16 protein-coding genes are annotated in these 15,790 nt (G+C 56.5%); 6 read left to right on the top strand and 10 right to left on the bottom strand.

The window, feature by feature from the left end:
- Positions 1-15: 15 nt before the first annotated feature.
- The gene (gene lpdA, locus FEE96_RS02545) at positions 16-1,413 is read left to right on the top strand and encodes a dihydrolipoyl dehydrogenase (RefSeq protein ID WP_138161416.1); all 1,398 of its coding nucleotides are present in this window, start codon (positions 16-18) and stop codon (positions 1,411-1,413) included.
- Between the two features lie 146 nt (positions 1,414-1,559).
- The gene (locus FEE96_RS02540) at positions 1,560-2,015 is read left to right on the top strand and encodes a rhodanese-like domain-containing protein (RefSeq protein WP_138161415.1); all 456 of its coding nucleotides are present in this window, start codon (positions 1,560-1,562) and stop codon (positions 2,013-2,015) included.
- 101 nt (positions 2,016-2,116) lie between these two features.
- On the opposite strand, the gene FEE96_RS02535 is transcribed toward FEE96_RS02540, so the two are convergent.
- The gene (locus tag FEE96_RS02535; RefSeq protein WP_138161414.1) at positions 2,117-3,145 is read right to left on the bottom strand and encodes a sterol desaturase family protein; all 1,029 of its coding nucleotides are present in this window, start codon (positions 3,143-3,145) and stop codon (positions 2,117-2,119) included.
- 390 nt (positions 3,146-3,535) lie between these two features.
- On the opposite strand from FEE96_RS02535, the gene FEE96_RS02530 reads away from it, so the two are divergent.
- Entirely contained in the window at positions 3,536-3,844 is a 309-nt protein-coding gene (locus tag FEE96_RS02530) for an EthD family reductase (protein WP_138161413.1), read from the top strand.
- Positions 3,845-3,902: 58 nt separating this feature from the next.
- On the opposite strand, the gene FEE96_RS02525 is transcribed toward FEE96_RS02530, so the two are convergent.
- The 5 genes from FEE96_RS02525 to FEE96_RS02505 form a co-directional block, all read right to left on the bottom strand.
- A complete protein-coding gene (locus tag FEE96_RS02525) occupies positions 3,903-4,838 on the bottom strand; it encodes an AEC family transporter (RefSeq protein WP_246079249.1) in 936 nt (311 codons plus the stop codon).
- Between the two features lie 75 nt (positions 4,839-4,913).
- A complete protein-coding gene (locus tag FEE96_RS02520) occupies positions 4,914-5,522 on the bottom strand; it encodes an MSMEG_1061 family FMN-dependent PPOX-type flavoprotein (protein ID WP_138161412.1) in 609 nt (202 codons plus the stop codon).
- Positions 5,506-6,246 (bottom strand): lysophospholipid acyltransferase family protein, encoded by a 741-nt coding sequence (locus tag FEE96_RS02515; RefSeq protein WP_138161411.1) that lies wholly within the window; start codon positions 6,244-6,246, stop codon positions 5,506-5,508. Before FEE96_RS02515 ends, FEE96_RS02520 begins: the two co-directional genes overlap by 17 nt.
- Positions 6,246-7,145 carry a cell division protein FtsX gene (locus FEE96_RS02510; RefSeq protein WP_138161410.1) on the bottom strand — a complete coding sequence of 300 codons (900 nt, stop codon included), beginning with the start codon at positions 7,143-7,145 and terminating at the stop codon, positions 6,246-6,248. The genes FEE96_RS02515 and FEE96_RS02510 overlap by 1 nt, the downstream gene beginning before the upstream one ends.
- On the bottom strand, positions 7,142-7,819 hold the full coding sequence (locus tag FEE96_RS02505) for a cell division ATP-binding protein FtsE (RefSeq protein WP_138161409.1): 678 nt from the start codon (positions 7,817-7,819) through the stop codon (positions 7,142-7,144). Before FEE96_RS02505 ends, FEE96_RS02510 begins: the two co-directional genes overlap by 4 nt.
- Positions 7,820-8,020: 201 nt before the next feature.
- Here FEE96_RS02505 and FEE96_RS02500 point away from each other — a divergent pair, with 201 nt between their 5' ends.
- Positions 8,021-8,923 carry a zinc-ribbon domain-containing protein gene (locus FEE96_RS02500; protein ID WP_138161408.1) on the top strand — a complete coding sequence of 301 codons (903 nt, stop codon included), beginning with the start codon at positions 8,021-8,023 and terminating at the stop codon, positions 8,921-8,923.
- 96 nt (positions 8,924-9,019) lie between these two features.
- Here FEE96_RS02500 and FEE96_RS02495 read toward each other — a convergent pair whose 3' ends face one another.
- From FEE96_RS02495 to argH, 4 genes are all read right to left on the bottom strand, one after another.
- A complete protein-coding gene (locus tag FEE96_RS02495; protein WP_138161407.1) occupies positions 9,020-11,635 on the bottom strand; it encodes a TIGR02302 family protein in 2,616 nt (871 codons plus the stop codon).
- Positions 11,636-11,671: 36 nt separating this feature from the next.
- Entirely contained in the window at positions 11,672-12,940 is a 1,269-nt protein-coding gene (gene lysA, locus FEE96_RS02490) for a diaminopimelate decarboxylase (RefSeq protein WP_138161406.1), read from the bottom strand.
- Between the two features lie 188 nt (positions 12,941-13,128).
- A complete protein-coding gene (locus tag FEE96_RS23390) occupies positions 13,129-13,305 on the bottom strand; it encodes a hypothetical protein (protein ID WP_167741241.1) in 177 nt (58 codons plus the stop codon).
- Positions 13,306-13,337: 32 nt separating this feature from the next.
- Positions 13,338-14,732 (bottom strand): argininosuccinate lyase, encoded by a 1,395-nt coding sequence (gene argH / locus FEE96_RS02485; protein WP_138161405.1) that lies wholly within the window; start codon positions 14,730-14,732, stop codon positions 13,338-13,340.
- 21 nt (positions 14,733-14,753) lie between these two features.
- Here argH and FEE96_RS02480 point away from each other — a divergent pair, with 21 nt between their 5' ends.
- Together FEE96_RS02480 and FEE96_RS02475 are read left to right on the top strand one after the other, a co-directional pair.
- Positions 14,754-15,317, top strand: coding sequence for a TlpA disulfide reductase family protein (locus tag FEE96_RS02480; protein ID WP_138161404.1), 564 nt, complete (start codon positions 14,754-14,756; stop codon positions 15,315-15,317).
- A gap of 63 nt (positions 15,318-15,380) precedes the next feature.
- Entirely contained in the window at positions 15,381-15,722 is a 342-nt protein-coding gene (locus FEE96_RS02475) for a hypothetical protein (RefSeq protein WP_138161403.1), read from the top strand.
- Positions 15,723-15,790: the final 68 nt, after the last annotated feature.

Below are 15,790 nucleotides of genomic sequence, written 5' to 3'. Positions count from 1 at the left end.
AAGGAGATCTCATCAATGGCAAGCTATGACGTCATCATCATCGGTGCAGGCCCCGGCGGCTATGTCTCGGCCATCCGCTGCGCCCAACTGGGCCTGAAAACCGCCATCGTCGAAGGTCGCGAGACCCTGGGTGGCACCTGCCTGAACGTGGGCTGTATCCCGTCCAAGGCGCTGCTGCACGCCACCCATATGCTGCACGAAGCCGAGCATAACTTCACCAAGATGGGCCTGAAGGGCAAATCGCCTTCTGTCGACTGGAAACAGATGAAGGCCTACAAGGAAGACGTCATCGGCCAGAATACTGTCGGCGTTGAATTCCTGATGAAGAAGAACAAGATCGACTGGCTGAAGGGCTGGGCCTCGATCCCGGCGGCTGGTCAGGTCAAGGTTGGTGACGACACCCACGAGACCAAGAACATCGTGATCGCCTCTGGCTCGGTTGTCTCGTCGCTGCCCGGCGTCACCGTCGACAACGACGCTGGCGTTGTGGTCGACAGCACCGGCGCGCTGGACCTGCCCAAGGTGCCCAAGAAAATGACCGTCATCGGCGCAGGCGTCATCGGCCTGGAGCTGGGCTCGGTCTATGCCCGTCTGGGCGCCGAGGTCACCGTGGTCGAATACATGGATGCGGTCTGCCCCGGCATGGACAAAGACGTCCAGCGGGCCTTTAAGCGGATCCTGGAAAAGCAGGGCCTGAAATTCATCATGGGTGCTGCGGTGTCCGGCGTTGATGCGTCGAAAACCAAAGCCAAAGTGAAATACGCGCTGAAGAAGAAACCAGACGAAGAACAGGTTATCGACGCCGACGTGGTGCTGGTTGCCACTGGCCGCAGGCCGTACTCTGACGGTCTGGGCCTGGACGCACTGGACGTAAAAATGACCGAACGCGGTCAGATCGCCACGGATGCTAAGTGGGCCACCAACGTGCCCGGTATCTATGCCATCGGTGACGTGATCGAAGGTCCAATGCTGGCCCACAAAGCCGAAGACGAAGGCATGGCCGTCGCCGAAGTATTGGCAGGCAAGCATGGTCACGTGAACTATGGCGTCATTCCCGGCGTGGTCTACACAACCCCTGAGGTTGCCACAGTTGGTGCGACTGAGGATGCGCTCAAGGCTGAGGGTCGCAAGCTGAAGATCGGCAAGTTCATGTTCATGGGCAACGGCCGCGCCAAGGCGGTTCACCAGGGCGAAGGCTTCGTGAAGCTGATCACCGACAAGGAAACAGACCGCGTGCTAGGCGCTGCCATCATCGGCCCCGGTGCCGGCGACATGATCCACGAGATCTGTGTAGCCATGGAATTCGGCGCCTCAGCCGAAGACATCGCCCTGACCTGCCACGCCCACCCAACGTATTCGGAAGCTGTGCGCGAAGCCGCCCTAGCCTGCGGCGACGGCGCGATCCACAGCTAAGCAGTTAAGACAGACACGAGCTAAAGGCAGTCCCAATCGGGGCTGCCTTTTTTGTTTTCCGGCCCGCTCACCCTTACCGAACAAACTTCTGGGCCTACGACCGCTTCCAGCTAGTTTGCCTCATATACGTACAAAGGAGATATGAAATGCAGAAACTGTTAGCTGCTGCGTCTCTGACCTGCGCGATAATTCTTGGCAATACACTGCCAGTTTTTGCGCAGACAAACTCAGACTACGAAGCCCTCATTACAAAGACGGATACGCTAGAGTATATGGTGGATGGTGCAAAACGCATCGACCATCTGGAGGCGCATGGGCTCTATCAAAAAGGCGCGGTGTTTATCGACCTCAGATCCACCTGGAGATACGACCAAGCGCATATCCGAGGCGCAGTCGGTCTTGAACTGAACTCTCAATTTTCCAAGGAAAGCCTGGCTGAGCACGCCATGCAAAATCAGAAAATCGTGTTCTACTGCAACCACTCAGCCTGTGATCGTTCAGCCATCGCCAGCGCCAAAGCACTGACCTGGGGCTACACCGATGTCTATCACTTTGCAGATGGGTGGTCTGCCTGGTCAGGATACAACTATGATCAGGACTAATCTGTGATGTCCCCAATTTCCGCCGCACCCATCTTGTTAGCTCATTTCAATGTGGGTGCGTGATCCAGACAATAAAGGCGGCTTCAACGCGCCGCCCTTCCTTATTTCTGCTGACCAGTCTTGGCCTGTTTGCCGCTTTGGGTTCTGAATGACTTACGCAGTCGCTTCCCCGCTTTGACAAAGGGAACCGAATACAGTTTCCAACAACTGTCCATCTCCATCGATTTCATTCCAGCCACCCCAAATTTCACATCCCGGTTGTCCTCGGGCATGATGTAGGTGCCAAAAATCACGTCCCAGATTGGGAAGATAAAGGCGAAGTTCTTGTCAAAGTGGTCTGGATGGCAGCTATGATGCACATGGTGATGTGCTGGAGATGGGAACACCATTGACCAGCGCCCCGGCCAGCGTAGCCAGATATGCGAATGGCGTAGATTGTAGGCCAGGATATTGAACAGGAACATCAACAGCGGAACGCCCAGAATGGTTGGCGTATTTGGCAGGTAACCAATCAAGTTGTAAGATAGCCCGATCACCACACCATATCCCGCACCAATGCTAAACGTATAAAACAGGTTATCCACCGGGTGTTCCCGGTAGTTCGATATCGGATGCATGACCTCTGCACTGTGGTGAACCTTGTGAAATTCCCACAGAATTGGGACTTTGTGCTGCAGGTAGTGCACTGTATAGCCGATCAGATCCCCAAACATAATGGTGACAAACATATAGCCAATGGTCAGCAGCAGGCTGGCTGAGGTCCCGGCATTTGATGGAATCGACGTCAGAGACTGGCCAGTGACCCAGCGAAAACACGTGGCCGACATGAAAGCCAGAAAGCCAAATAAAATGAAGTGACCTATCAGCTTGTGAAAAACGAAGTACCGCAGATCCAACCAGGCGGAGGGGTGACGCCAGACTGATTTGGGAAAAAGGAAAGCCAGGAAAGATCCCTCGGCCTCTGTGCCCGCTGCGCCTTTCCTGCGATGTACCAGATAGATCGCAAAAGCCGCCAGAACAGATGTTGCGATATAGACGTAGAAAATCCGCTGCTTAGGATCGGCGAAATGCAGAAATACGCCCGCAGCATAGTCTAAGTAATACGATAAAAAGTCAAAAATCACCTGCATCTGATCCCTATTCCGCAGCCTCGGTCTGCACTGCCGCTGATGGTTTTACTGTCGATTGTCCTGAATTATGTGTTTTGGCTCCAGGCTAGACTCTCCCTAGGATATCACTGCGGCAAAATCACGGCATGGAGGCGAAATTCCCTCCTTAGGTCCAGTTCCGTACTGCAGTAGATTGGTTTAATCGGCCTGATCTTGGTCAGTAATACCGCCTGCAATGGAACCCTGAAAACGTGTGTTTTCCATCACCGATCTCTGCTCGACCGCGAATATGGGGGACGTTCTGTAGATAGATCCAAACTCCGATTGTTCTTTTTCATTTGGCCGAACGCACTATTTGCGCTCTAGTTAGACTCTGTTTCTTAACTCGTACCCGTTCAGGAAGGACATGCCATGGCCGTTTCTCTTCAAGTGATTTATCCAATCAGCGAAGGCACTACGTTTGATTACAGCTATTACACCACCACACATTTCGACCTAGTTGGCGAACATATGGGCGAACACATAGAAACCATGTTTGTCACCAAAGGGTTGGCTGGCGGCCCAGATACTCCACCAGGGATCTATGCTGTGGCAACTTTGGTGTTCGAAAACCAAGATGCGCTGAATGCCTCAATGGCGGCCGCGCCGCCGGTACTGGCCGACATCGCCAATTTCACCAATGTTCAGCCGCAGATGCTGATTGGCGAAGTCATCAGCTAAGCTGAGCACCAATACTCAACAAAGGGGGTAACCCATGGGTTACCTTCCGAACTGATACTTAGAAAAGCTGCTCCACCAGCAACAGCCACACCGGCAGAGTAAGGAATGCCAGTGCAGTTTGAATAGTGGTGATTGCAGCCATCAGGGGCGCGTCGCCCCCCATTTGCCGGGCCAGAGTATAAGATGCTGATGCAGTAGGCGAAGCCGCGAACAGCACGGCAACAAATGTTTCAAGCTCCGTAAGTCCGAAAAATCGCGCCAAAAGCACAGTGATCAATGGGAACACGATGAACTTGCCGCAGATCGAAAGTGCCAGCGGCAAAGTCGAGGCCTGCATGGCGCGCAACCGTAGATTTGCACCAACACACATCAATACGATAGGCAGCGCCGCGTTTCCAAGCAGCCGGGTTGTGTCGTGCAGAACCGGGACTTCGCCAGCCCCCAGAATGTTAAAGGACACCCCCGCCAGCACGGACACAATTAACGGGTTACGGGTCAGATCGCGCAGCACCATTAGCAGCACATTTCCTTCGCTCTCGCCTTTATTCAGTACCACCATCAACGGAACAACAGCCAGATTCGTAACTGGAATAAGAAGCGCCATTGCCAGCGCACCCAGTGACAGGCCATCTGAACCAAACAGGCTCCCTGCGATCGAAAGCGCAATAAAGGCGTTGTGACGGGCTGCACCCTGCATCACCGAACTGGCGCTGCTCCCCGGCAATCCAGCCAGTTTGGCCGCGCCAAGCCCAAACACCAACGCAGTAGCCATACCACCGATGATGACCACCGAATAGGATCCGACCAACCCGGGGGACAGTTCAATCGTCGACGTTTTGTAGAACAGCAGCGCGGGCATCAACACCCAGTAGACCAGCTTGTCGTTCAGGTTCCAGAACTCAACATTCGGAATGCCGTTCCGGCGCAGCAAATACCCCAGAACAATAAGAAGAAAAATCGGAGCGATTGATATCAGAACGGGCGCCAGCGTCATTCTCGTATTCCTAACTCTTCAATTCAGCAGCGGTAGCTGTTTACGCCAGTCTGATCGCTAATTCCGCGGGTGTGATTACCACATTGTTGCGGCAGCTCGCGCGCCCCATGCATCGTCATAAGGTTGCCCACCCTCTTCGCCATTGGTCATCTCTGCCAGGATGTCGCCCACTTTGGGCAAATCCTGACTGTGATCCTGACCATTCCAGGTTCCAGCCCGCATCAGGGCGCGGGCGCATTGGATGTATATTTCATCTATGGCAATCACAGTGATGGTGGCCGGCAGCTTGCCCGTCGTCTTCTCAAACCGCGCGCGCAGTTCCTGATCTGCAGTTACCCGCGCATGCCCATTGACGCGCACCACGTTATTCGAACCCTGCACAAGGAACATCAGTGACACCCGGCCATCGCGCACGATGTTGCGCAGGCTGTCCAGCCGGTTATTGCCCCGCCAATCCGGCAGCGCCAATGTGCCGGGATCCAGCTCCAGTACCACGGGCCCATCATCGCCGCGTGGCGTGTCATCCGTGCCTTCTGGGCCAACAGTCGTCAACATACACAGGCGCGAGGCCAAGATCCATTTCCGATAGGTCGGCGTCATCCGCCGTGCAACCTTGCGCAAGGATGGAGCTCCAACTTTGCCATACAGGCCTTCTAGTTCATCAACGCTACTGATGTAATCCATCTGGCTCAAACCCCGCTTCACGCATCAGTTCATCAGAACGTTCTTCGACACGCTGCTCTAGTGTTTTCATAAATTCCTTGCGGTTCATCCCTGGTTCAATTGGATCCAGAAACTCAACCACAGCGACGCCGGGGTGCCGCGCTATGCCCTTGCGTGGCCACATCACCCCCACATTGGTAGCAACTGGAACACAGGTCTGTTGCAATTGTTCGTACAGCACACCGGTGCCAACCTTATAGTCGGCCTTAACGCCCGGCTTGACGCGGGTCCCCTGCGCATAAATAATCAGCTGCCCTGCTTCCTGTCGGCCAGCATCCACGTCCCGCACCATCTTTTCAATGGCAGCGCCACGTTTGCCTCGGTCAACGGCCACACAGTCCAACAATTTGGCATATTGGCCAATCACCGGGGTGCGAAGGATTTCCTTTTTCATAATGAATTTGGCGGTCGGCAGCGCGGTAAAAATCATCATGATGTCCAGGAACGACTGATGCTTGGCAGCAATCAGGACTTCTCCCTCAGGTGGCGTGCCGCGTACTTCGCAGCGAATGCCAACCATCCAGCGCGCAGTCCAGAAAATCCAGCGCGAGTAGGTCTTGCAGCACACCCTTGCACCAGTTTTGCTGAAGATCGCCCAGGGTGCAAACACCAAGCCAATGACAAACATCATCGGATACATCTGCACACTGAACAGCAGCGCTCTAAACCGCTGAAGAGGTGTCATCACGTCAAAGCTCCCAATCTTTTCTTAGCGGCACGACTGGTCGCGACAAAGGCAACCACAGCGCCCAGCACTGGTATAGCCAGCGGCATCAACCACCCCCAGCCCACAAATCCCAACCCAGTCAGAAATCCGCCCTCTTGGGACGCGGCAGGCATCAGCCAGACCCCGATCATACCCAACACGACGCCAACACCACAGCCAATCAAAGCCCGCAAGGTAAACCGGCGCACAAAGGCATGCGCGATATAGCTGTCCTGTGCGCCAACCAGCCGCAAGACCTCGATCACCTGCGCATTGGCAGCCAGAGCCGCATTGGCAGCAAGGGTGATCATGCCAGCCATGGCGCCCCCAATCAAAAGGATCGAAAACAGTCCAAGACGGCGCAGGCTTCGCGCCGCGTCAACCAGCGGCTTGCGCCAGCGGCTATGGTCATCCAGCACCGCGCCGGGCACTTCAGCCTGAAGGCGCAATCGCAGCCCTGTCTCGTCATACCCGCTTTCGGTCTCCAGCACCTCAATCAACTGAGGCACAGGCAGGCTGTCCAGCGGCAGCTCGGCACCAAACCAGGGCGCCAATAGCGCCGCTTGCTCATCCGCTGTCAGCGCCCTTGCCGAGGCAACACCCGGTGTTTGTTGCAATACGGTCAATGCAGCCTGCGTTTGTGCTGCCCGCTGGTCTGCCGGTGCGTTGATGCGTAGCGTGGCCGCGCGTGCCAACTCATCCGCCCAGCGATCCGCCAATCGGCCTGACGCAAGCGACAGCGCCAGCGCAAACACTGCCAGAAAAGCCATCGCAGCCGCGACAAACAGCGTCAGCTGTGCGGTGAACCCACTGGGAGGCACCACCCGATCGGCTTGTGCGTCCCCAACGACCAACCTGCGAATACGCCCACCGCTCATAGGTCTGCTCCTGCCAGTTGCAGTCGCTTGTCAGAAATCCGCAGCACCCGTGTCTGCACCTGATTTTTGGCGGCCCGGATCAGCGCCAGATCATGGGTGGCAACCAGAATAGTCTTGCCCATACGGTTCAGCTCGACCAGCAGCTGCAGCAGGCGTTGGGACATTTCCCAATCAACGTTACCAGTTGGTTCATCGGCAATAATCACTTCAGGCGATAATATCACAGCCCGCGCCAGCGCTGCGCGCTGACGCTCGCCACCTGACAATTCCGGCGGATTGGCATGTGCTCTCTCGGAAAGGCCCACCCAATTGAGCAATTCCTGCAAATTGTCCTGTTCCTGACTTAGGTCTTTGCCCGCAACTGTCAGCGGTAAGGCAATGTTCTCCTTCACCGGCAGGTGGTCCAAGAACCTACAATCCTGATGCACGACACCAATTCGACGCCGTAGCAGAGCCATCTGGTTCCGATCCAGCCCTTTGACGTCCATATTGAACGCTCTTACTCGCCCCGAAGTTGGGCTAAGAGCCCCATAACACAGCTTTAACAGCGTTGTTTTGCCCGCGCCCGAGGGACCGGTGAGAAAATGGAACGACCCTGGCGACAGCTGCGCTGACACATTGGTCAGCAGCTCTCCACCACCATAGTTATAGCCTACATTGTCCAGCTCGATCACGGTTGCCCCCTGATGGTATTCAGGCTGTTGTGCCTCAGTGTCGGGGTAGTTTCAATGGGCAGGTGCTGTTGCGCGCAATCCCCGACGAAACAACCTAGCCCAATCACGGGTGAATTGCCTCTTTCTTGGCAGCCCGGAACTGCCTATGGTCGCTTAACAAAAATAGCATCCGGCAGGGACTTAGCGTCCAGGAGAGACAGAATGCGGCTGACATGTCCAAATTGCGAAGCCCAGTACGAGGTTCCAGACGAGGTCATCCCCTCCGAAGGTCGCGACGTACAGTGCTCCAACTGCGGTGATACCTGGTATCAGGCCGGTTCCAACACTACCACGGCTGAGGTTCCTAACGAAGCTCCGGTTGAATCATCTGAGCCCGCACCCGAACCCACTCCTGCCGAAGCAGAGGCGGAAGCCAAACCACCTGTCACCGAAGACGATGCTGTTGCAGTGGAGCAAGATGCGCTCACTGATGACAGTTCAGGCCCCGAACACTCACCAGAGCCGGAGCCGGACCACATTTCGGAACCGGAATCTGAAGCCGAGGATCCTATAGAGGAAGCTCCGCAACATACCTTAGGTCTGGCGCGTGGGATGGATCCGTCAGTCACGGGCATCCTGCGCGAAGAGGCTGAACGCGAAGCCCAGTTACGCGCTGCAGAAAGCGCCGAATTGGAAGACCAGCCGGAAATAGCGTTAGAAACCGATTCCAGCGATGAAACATCTCGCCGTGCGAATCAAGCTCGTGATCGCATGGCGCGGATGAAAGGGGAAAACCCTGCTCTTCTGGCTGCTGCTGAGAGCGGCTCACGGCGCGGTCTGTTGCCCGATATCGAAGAAATAAATTCAACTTTACGGGCAGGGAGCAACCCGGCGGTCGCAGCCAGCGACACGACGGACCATCCACTCCCAACCCAACGGAAAAGCGGGTTTTCGCGTGGATTTGCCGTTGTTCTGATCTTGGTTCTGGCGCTCGTAATGATCTATGCCAATGCGCGTCAGATTGCTGAAACCTTGCCACAGGCCGACCCCTACCTCAGCTCCTATGTCGCGATGGTTGATCAGGCCCGATTGTGGCTGGATGCCAAGGTAAGCAATTCACAGTAACCAACTGAGCGGTCTCCGCACGCTTCACCGATCACGGTTCAGCAATAATACGCTGTCCAAATATGTAGGGTGCGTGCTTGCACGCACCGCATCTTTTTAGAACCGATCAAGAAGCCGTTGCAGGTATCCCCGTTCGCCGTCGCTGCGCTCACGATCGTCCGCTCGCCGGCGAATCTCCTCCAAAAGGTCCCAGGCCCGGCGATATGCGCTGCCCTCACCAATCTTACTGCCATCATCGCCAACGCCGTCCCGGCCTTCAGGGGTATCACGCCCCAAGGGGTCCGTCCGGTTGCCCTGACTGGCACTGTTGCGTCCAGTTTGGTTGCTGGACTGGCCTTGCTGCTGCTCAGCCATCGCTTCGCCCAGTGACCGCATTCCTTCACGTAACCGCTCCATGGCTTCAGCCTGACGATCAATCGCTTCGGCAAGATCCCCCTGGTTCAAGGCCTGTTCTGCCCCTTCCATGGCCCGCCCCGCGTCCTCCAACGACTGCCGCGCTGCCGCGCCATCTTCGCTTCCGCCCAATGGCAATCCATTTTGCTGGCGTTGTAGCTCCTGGCGTAAAGCCTGCTGGCGCTCTGCAAGGCTATCTCCCTGGGACTGAGAGCCGCCCGAACCGCCCTCTTCACCGGTCGCCTCATCCTGGCCTTCTGGGCCGTCCCCTTGTTGACCTTGCTGGCTCTGACCACCTTGCCCACCTTCGTGGCTTTGGCCCTGCCCCAGACCACCATTGCGGCCCTGATTGCCCTCGCTCTCACCACTGCGCGCACCGGGATTAAATTGTTCCTGCAAGTCGCGAAACGCCTGATCCGACAACCCCTGTTGCTCGCGCAGTGTATCGGCCAGCCCTTCCATCGCCTGCTGACCTTCGCCGCCACCTTCACCAGGTTGCGCATTGGTCATGCGCATATTTTCCATCATTTCCTGCAGCTCTTGCAGCGCCTGTTCCGCCTCGGCCATGCGGCCCTGCTCCATCAGCTCCTGAATGCGGTCCATCATCGCCTGCAGGTCATCCTGCGACAACTGCATCATATCATCCGGCATATCGCCTGGATCCATCATCTCACCGTTGGCTTCGGCTTCACGTTGCAGCTGGCGCATATAGTCCTGCGTCGCATCGCGCAGCTCTTGCATCAATTCAGCGATTTCCTGATCGCTGGCCCCGTCCTTCATTGCCTGGCTCAATCGCTCTTGTGCTCTGCGCAAGCGCTCCAGCGCATCACCCACATCACCGTCCTCCAGTAGCAGGGCCAGATCCCACAACGCCGTTGCAATTTCATCCTGCCGCTCTTGATTGAACCCAACCGCCGTATAGCTTTCCAACCTTCGCAAAATCATCCGCATCCGTAAGTAAGCCGAAGGATTACGGAACTGATCTTCCGGGTAGTGGGACAAAGCACGTAATATCTGCGCCACCCTTGGCGCATTGGCGCGCGACCACAACAGATCACGTCGCTGTTCAACCACTGCCGCTGCCAGTGGGTCAAAGAAACGTCGTGCCAATAGCGGCGCTCCGAATCCGGTGGCAAAGCTTGTTTGCCCTGCCCCATCCTGTGCTGAAAAGGTATAAACCACCGGCAGATTGGCCCAGGGGTGCTGTGAAAAATCCTCGATCAGGAAATCGTTAAACGCGCGTCTGTCGCCAGTCAGCGGCAGCGGTAGATCCAGAACAATATCTGCACGCGGATCTGGATCAATCACCAAGCCGTGACGCCGGTTCAAGGCCAGTAGGTCAAGCGCGATGCGCACCTCTCCTCCAACGACACCATAGTCATCTTCGGCTGCATAGGGCAGTGACATGGTCCCATCCGGCTCGATTTCAGGTTGCCCCGACACCGCAATTTGTGGTGGCAAGTCGCCGATCACATCAACCTGCCAACTGCGCCCACCATTGCCTTTGATGGACAGGTCGCCCGCCTGCGCAATCACAAACTCTTGCTGGGCATCTGCCGCAGAGGGCAGATCTTCAACCCGCCCTGACACTGTTTCTGCCAAGGTCAGTGCCCCGGCCTGACCATAGAACCGCAGCGTCACTATGCTGCCTTGCGGCAGCCTCAACGCATCTCCTTCGACGTCATTCAGGTATCGTGTTGGCAGTCCGGTGTAACGGGGGGGCTGCAACCAGCCTTCCCAGGTTGGCCCGGTCATCGCAGTCCCCGCCCCCGGCGTCAAATCGCGCACTGTTCCAATCCGCCAGATTGAACCAAACAGCACCGCGATAACCATCGCCAACAGCGCGACATAGCGCAGGGCAAAAGGATCAGAAGACGCAATTTGCAAATTGGGAGATGGCGCCCTCGCCTCTGCCGCACGGGCGGTCATACGTATCTTATGTGCCTGCCACAACGCAGCTGAGGCCGCATCTTCACTGCCAATGGCTTGATCATCAAGCAACGCATTGATCGGTCGGCCAGGCAGGGTTTCATCCAGCCGCATTATCGCCTGCTCCCTGCTCGGCCAGTGCAGGTGACGCAGCCCCCAGATCAAAGCTACGAGACCGCTTAGAAAAGTCACGACCGCCCCGGCCCAGACCAGTTCGACCACCAAAAGCTCGTGCAGACCCAGCATCAGTGTTGCCAGCGCCAGCATCACAACCGAAGCCAGAGGCCAGAACGCCCGCAACACCGTCTCTGCGACCATCCCTGCCCGCGTCAACATCAGCGGCCAACGCAGGGTGGCTAGTCTGGGATCATGTCCGGGTGTTGCGGCCATTGTTCGATGTCTCCAACGGGCCCGCGCCAGATTGCGTCAGAGCCACTCGGGTATGCTATCGCGATTTATCATTTCGTCAAAGCTTGGCCTTGCGCGGATAACCGCGAATTGATCACCATTCACCAGAACCTCGGGGATTAAGGGACGTGAATTGTATTCGCTGGCCATCACCGCGCCATACGCACCAGCCGACCGAAACGCCACCAAATCGCCAGCAGCCATCGGCGGCAGGTTACGCTGCTTGGCAAAAGTATCCCCACTTTCACACACTGGGCCGACGATATCATAGGGCTGCGTTTCAACCCCAACCTCTGGCTCAACCGCCGGAACAATATCGTGATGCGCCTCATACATTGCCGGACGGATCAAGTCGTTCATCGCGCCGTCAATGATCAGAAAATCGCGGTCTTCACCTGATTTCACATAGATCACTTCGCTGACCAGCATCCCGGCATTGCCCGCGATCAGACGGCCCGGCTCAATCTCAATCTCGCAGTCCAAGTGACCAAGCGTTTTCTTGATCAGCGTACCATATTCTACCGGCAATGGCGGCGCATCATTGGATTGGGTGTGATACGGAATGCCCAGGCCACCGCCAAGATCCAAACGCCGGATGTTATGACCTTCAGCCCGCAAGACCTCGGTCAATTCCGCGACTTTTTGATAGGCCTTCTCAAACGGCTCCAGCTCAGTCAACTGAGACCCGATATGCACGTCAATACCGATCACGTCTAACCCCGGAAGGGCGGCAGCACGGGCATAGACTTCAACAGCACGGGAGATCGGAATGCCAAATTTGTTTTCAGATTTGCCAGTAGCAATCTTGGCATGGGTCTTGGCATCAACATCCGGGTTCACCCGCACGGTGATCGGCGCAACCTTGCCCAGCTCCAACGCTACGGTGTTGATCACTTCCATTTCAGGTTCAGATTCGACGTTGAACTGACGGATACCACCGCTCAGCGCGACCCGGATTTCCTCGGCTGTTTTGCCGACGCCGGAAAACACAATTTTGTCACCGGAAACGCCTGCCGCCTTGGCGCGTAGGTATTCACCCTGGCTGACCACGTCCATACCCGCACCGACCTGCGCCAGCGTTTTCAAGATCGCCTGATTGCTGGCGGCCTTCATCGCATAGCAGACCAGATGGTCGATCCCCACCAGCGCATCATCAAACAGCTTAAAGTGCCGCTGTAGTGTTGCGGTGGAATAGACATAAAACGGAGTCCCAACGCTGGCTGCGATTTCGGCCAACGGGACGTCTTCGGCGTAAAGCGCGCCATCGCGGTAGATAAAATGATCCATACCCGCGCATAAACCGATTTTAGGGGGCAGATCAATTAAAGTGTTTTCAATCCAGGTAGAAACATCACTTCTCCCCTTCTCGTCAACGCAAAACACCGCGCGTTAGCGCGGTGCCACGCCCAACCCTGGAATGGGCCCGCAGGGGCACCTTCAGGGACGGACGGGAGAATTTCGTCTGGAACTGGTGATCAGAAACCAAGATAGATCCCCAGTGGACCTTTGTTCAAGCCAACACCGCCGCGTGTATGCACGCCGCTGTTAGAGACACTAACACCGGCATTCAGCGACGGTTGAACCGGTTCGCCATCCACACCACACGCGCTCAAAATACCTACCGCCACCAGAGATAACATCCATTTGTGCATTTTCGGTCTCCTTTATCGGATTGGGCTGCAGATCACGCCTTCAGAATTTCAGTCCAGCGCGCAATCTGCTGGCGCACCTGCGCCGGGGCGGTTCCGCCATGGGACATGCGCGAGTTTACCGAATTTTCAACCCCAAGCACAGAGAAGATATCGTCAGTAATTCCAGCATGCACACCCTGCATATTCTCAAGGCTCAGGTCCGGCAGATCACAGCCACGGCTTTCGGCCATAGCGACCAGTGTGCCAGTGACATGGTGCGCATCGCGGAATGGCACCTTCAGCACCCGCACCATCCAGTCAGCCAGATCAGTCGCGGTCGAGAACCCAGAACCTGCAGCGGCCGCCAGCGAGTCGCGGTTGGCAGTCATGTCTTTCACCATGCCCTCCATCGCTGCCAGCGCCAGCATCCAGTTGTCAGCGGCGTCGAACACCTGCTCTTTGTCTTCCTGCATATCCTTGGAATAGGCCAGCGGCAGACCCTTCATCACCATCATCAGCGCAGTATTGGCACCAAAGATCCGGCCGACCTTGGCACGGATCAGCTCGGCCGCGTCGGGGTTCTTTTTCTGCGGCATGATGGATGAGCCGGTCGAGAAGCGATCCGACAGGGTCACAAAACGAAACTGAGCGGTAGACCAGATCACCAGCTCTTCGGCAAAACGGGACAGGTGTACGGCGCAGATCGAGGCCGCACTCAGGAATTCTAGCGCAAAGTCACGGTCTGATACGGCATCCAGCGAGTTGGCGGCGGGGCGATCAAAGCCCAGCGCCGCGGCCGTCATGTCGCGGTCGATCGGGAAAGACGTCCCCGCCAGAGCCGCAGCACCCAACGGTGATTCGTTCATCCGGGCACGAGCATCACGCACGCGGGACAGGTCACGACCGAACATTTCCACATAAGCCATCATGTGATGGCCCCAAGTGACAGGCTGCGCCACTTGCAGGTGGGTGAAACCGGGCATCACCCAATCTGCACCAGCCTCTGCCTGCGCCAGCAACGCCTTGATCAGCGCCAGAAGGCCAGCCTCAGCCGCGTCCAGCTGGTCGCGTACCCAGAGTTTGAAATCGGTCGCCACCTGATCGTTACGCGAGCGGCCAGTGTGCAGACGACCCGCAGGTTCGCCGATGATATCCTTCAGACGGGCCTCCACATTCATGTGGATGTCTTCCAGCGCGGTGGAAAACTGGAAAGTTCCGTTGTCGATTTCTGACAATACGGTGAGCAGGCCTTCCCTGATCGCCTCGGCATCGTTATCGGTGATCACGCCTGTCGCGGCCAACATCGCTGCATGGGCCCGCGAGCCGGCAATGTCTTGCGCCGCCATCCGCTGATCGTATCCGATCGAGGCATTGATTGCCTCCATGATCGCGTCCGGGCCAGCGGCAAAGCGGCCGCCCCACATTTGGTTCGAGGATTGGTCTGTCATGGTAAGATACCCGGAGATAAAATGCGTCTGTTACGTCTGATCCCCCTTTATATCGCCCTGAGCTTGGGTGCAAATGCCGCTCTTGCCGTCGAACTGCCCGAACTGGAAGCGATGCGCGTCGGAGACATGAAAAAGCTGAACTTTCATAGCACGCCTAAGGAAGTTTCGGACAAAGAGTTCTATCTGGCCGATGACGCTGGCCTCGGCACTCTGGCTGATTACAAAGGCAAAATTGTTCTTCTGAACTTCTGGGCGACCTGGTGTGCGCCTTGTCGGGCCGAAATGCCTATGCTGGAAGAACTGCAAGTGGAACTGGGAGGAGATGATTTTGAGGTCGTGACCCTTGCCACTGGACGCAATTCTCCGGCTGGAATTGTCAAGTTCTTCGACGAAGCAGGCATAGCAAATTTACCTCGCCATCAGGATCCTAAACAGGCGATCGCGCGCGAAATGGCCGTTCTGGGCTTGCCGATCACTGTTATCCTGGATCGCGAAGGTCGCGAGATTGCTCGGCTGCGCGGCGATGCCCACTGGAATTCCGACAGCGCCAAGGCGATCCTTTCGGCCCTGATCGCCGAACAATAACGCACTATCTTGTCCTTAGTGCCCCCGCCAACTCGGGGTCACCCACTTTGGGAAGGACAAGAGTTGTACCCAGTTGTTTTATTGATCGGTCGTTTACCGCATGTGATTGGCAATGTGGCACTGCAGTTAGATCATCTGCCCATCGAATGGCTCGGCGCGCATGATCACGCCGAAGTCGTGCGCCAGCTGGAGAATGAACCCCGGATCGCCTGTGTCATAATGGGTGCGGGGCTGGATGATGACATCCGTGGTGATTTGATTGGTATCATCGCATCTCTGCGGCCAGATGTTTGTATTCACCTGAAAGATCGCACCTCAGGGCCTGACGGGCTGGTTCCTTTTGTCGAGCGCGTCGTTCAGCAAGAATTACTGCCACAAAGTGACCGCATCGCAATGGCCGGGTAATCTTTAGTTGGTATATTTTTCCTCACGCAATTCCATCTTTAGTTGGAAGCCGTCTAAGACGATTTAGG

Source organism: Parasedimentitalea maritima, assembly GCF_005771405.1.
Taxonomy (GTDB): Bacteria; Pseudomonadota; Alphaproteobacteria; order Rhodobacterales; family Rhodobacteraceae; genus Parasedimentitalea; species Parasedimentitalea maritima.
Note: the sequence above shows the minus strand (reverse complement) of the source record. Positions and strands in the feature narration are given on the sequence as shown.

What these genes read in the sequence shown, in the direction of transcription:
- FEE96_RS02480 (WP_138161404.1), top strand. Translation starts at nt 14,754, where the DNA reads ATGCGTCTGTTACGTCTGATCCCCCTTTATATCGCCCTGAGCTTGGGT.
- FEE96_RS02540 (WP_138161415.1), top strand. Translation starts at nt 1,560, where the DNA reads ATGCAGAAACTGTTAGCTGCTGCGTCTCTGACCTGCGCGATAATTCTT.
- FEE96_RS02535 (WP_138161414.1), bottom strand. Translation starts at nt 3,145, where the DNA reads ATGCAGGTGATTTTTGACTTTTTATCGTATTACTTAGACTATGCTGCG.
- FEE96_RS23390 (WP_167741241.1), bottom strand. Translation starts at nt 13,305, where the DNA reads ATGCACAAATGGATGTTATCTCTGGTGGCGGTAGGTATTTTGAGCGCG.
- FEE96_RS02520 (WP_138161412.1), bottom strand. Translation starts at nt 5,522, where the DNA reads ATGGATTACATCAGTAGCGTTGATGAACTAGAAGGCCTGTATGGCAAA.
- argH (WP_138161405.1), bottom strand. Translation starts at nt 14,732, where the DNA reads ATGACAGACCAATCCTCGAACCAAATGTGGGGCGGCCGCTTTGCCGCT.
- FEE96_RS02515 (WP_138161411.1), bottom strand. Translation starts at nt 6,246, where the DNA reads ATGACACCTCTTCAGCGGTTTAGAGCGCTGCTGTTCAGTGTGCAGATG.
- FEE96_RS02495 (WP_138161407.1), bottom strand. Translation starts at nt 11,635, where the DNA reads ATGGCCGCAACACCCGGACATGATCCCAGACTAGCCACCCTGCGTTGG.
- FEE96_RS02525 (WP_246079249.1), bottom strand. Translation starts at nt 4,838, where the DNA reads ATGACGCTGGCGCCCGTTCTGATATCAATCGCTCCGATTTTTCTTCTT.
- FEE96_RS02510 (WP_138161410.1), bottom strand. Translation starts at nt 7,145, where the DNA reads ATGAGCGGTGGGCGTATTCGCAGGTTGGTCGTTGGGGACGCACAAGCC.
- lpdA (WP_138161416.1), top strand. Translation starts at nt 16, where the DNA reads ATGGCAAGCTATGACGTCATCATCATCGGTGCAGGCCCCGGCGGCTAT.
- lysA (WP_138161406.1), bottom strand. Translation starts at nt 12,940, where the DNA reads ATGGATCATTTTATCTACCGCGATGGCGCGCTTTACGCCGAAGACGTC.
- FEE96_RS02530 (WP_138161413.1), top strand. Translation starts at nt 3,536, where the DNA reads ATGGCCGTTTCTCTTCAAGTGATTTATCCAATCAGCGAAGGCACTACG.
- FEE96_RS02500 (WP_138161408.1), top strand. Translation starts at nt 8,021, where the DNA reads ATGCGGCTGACATGTCCAAATTGCGAAGCCCAGTACGAGGTTCCAGAC.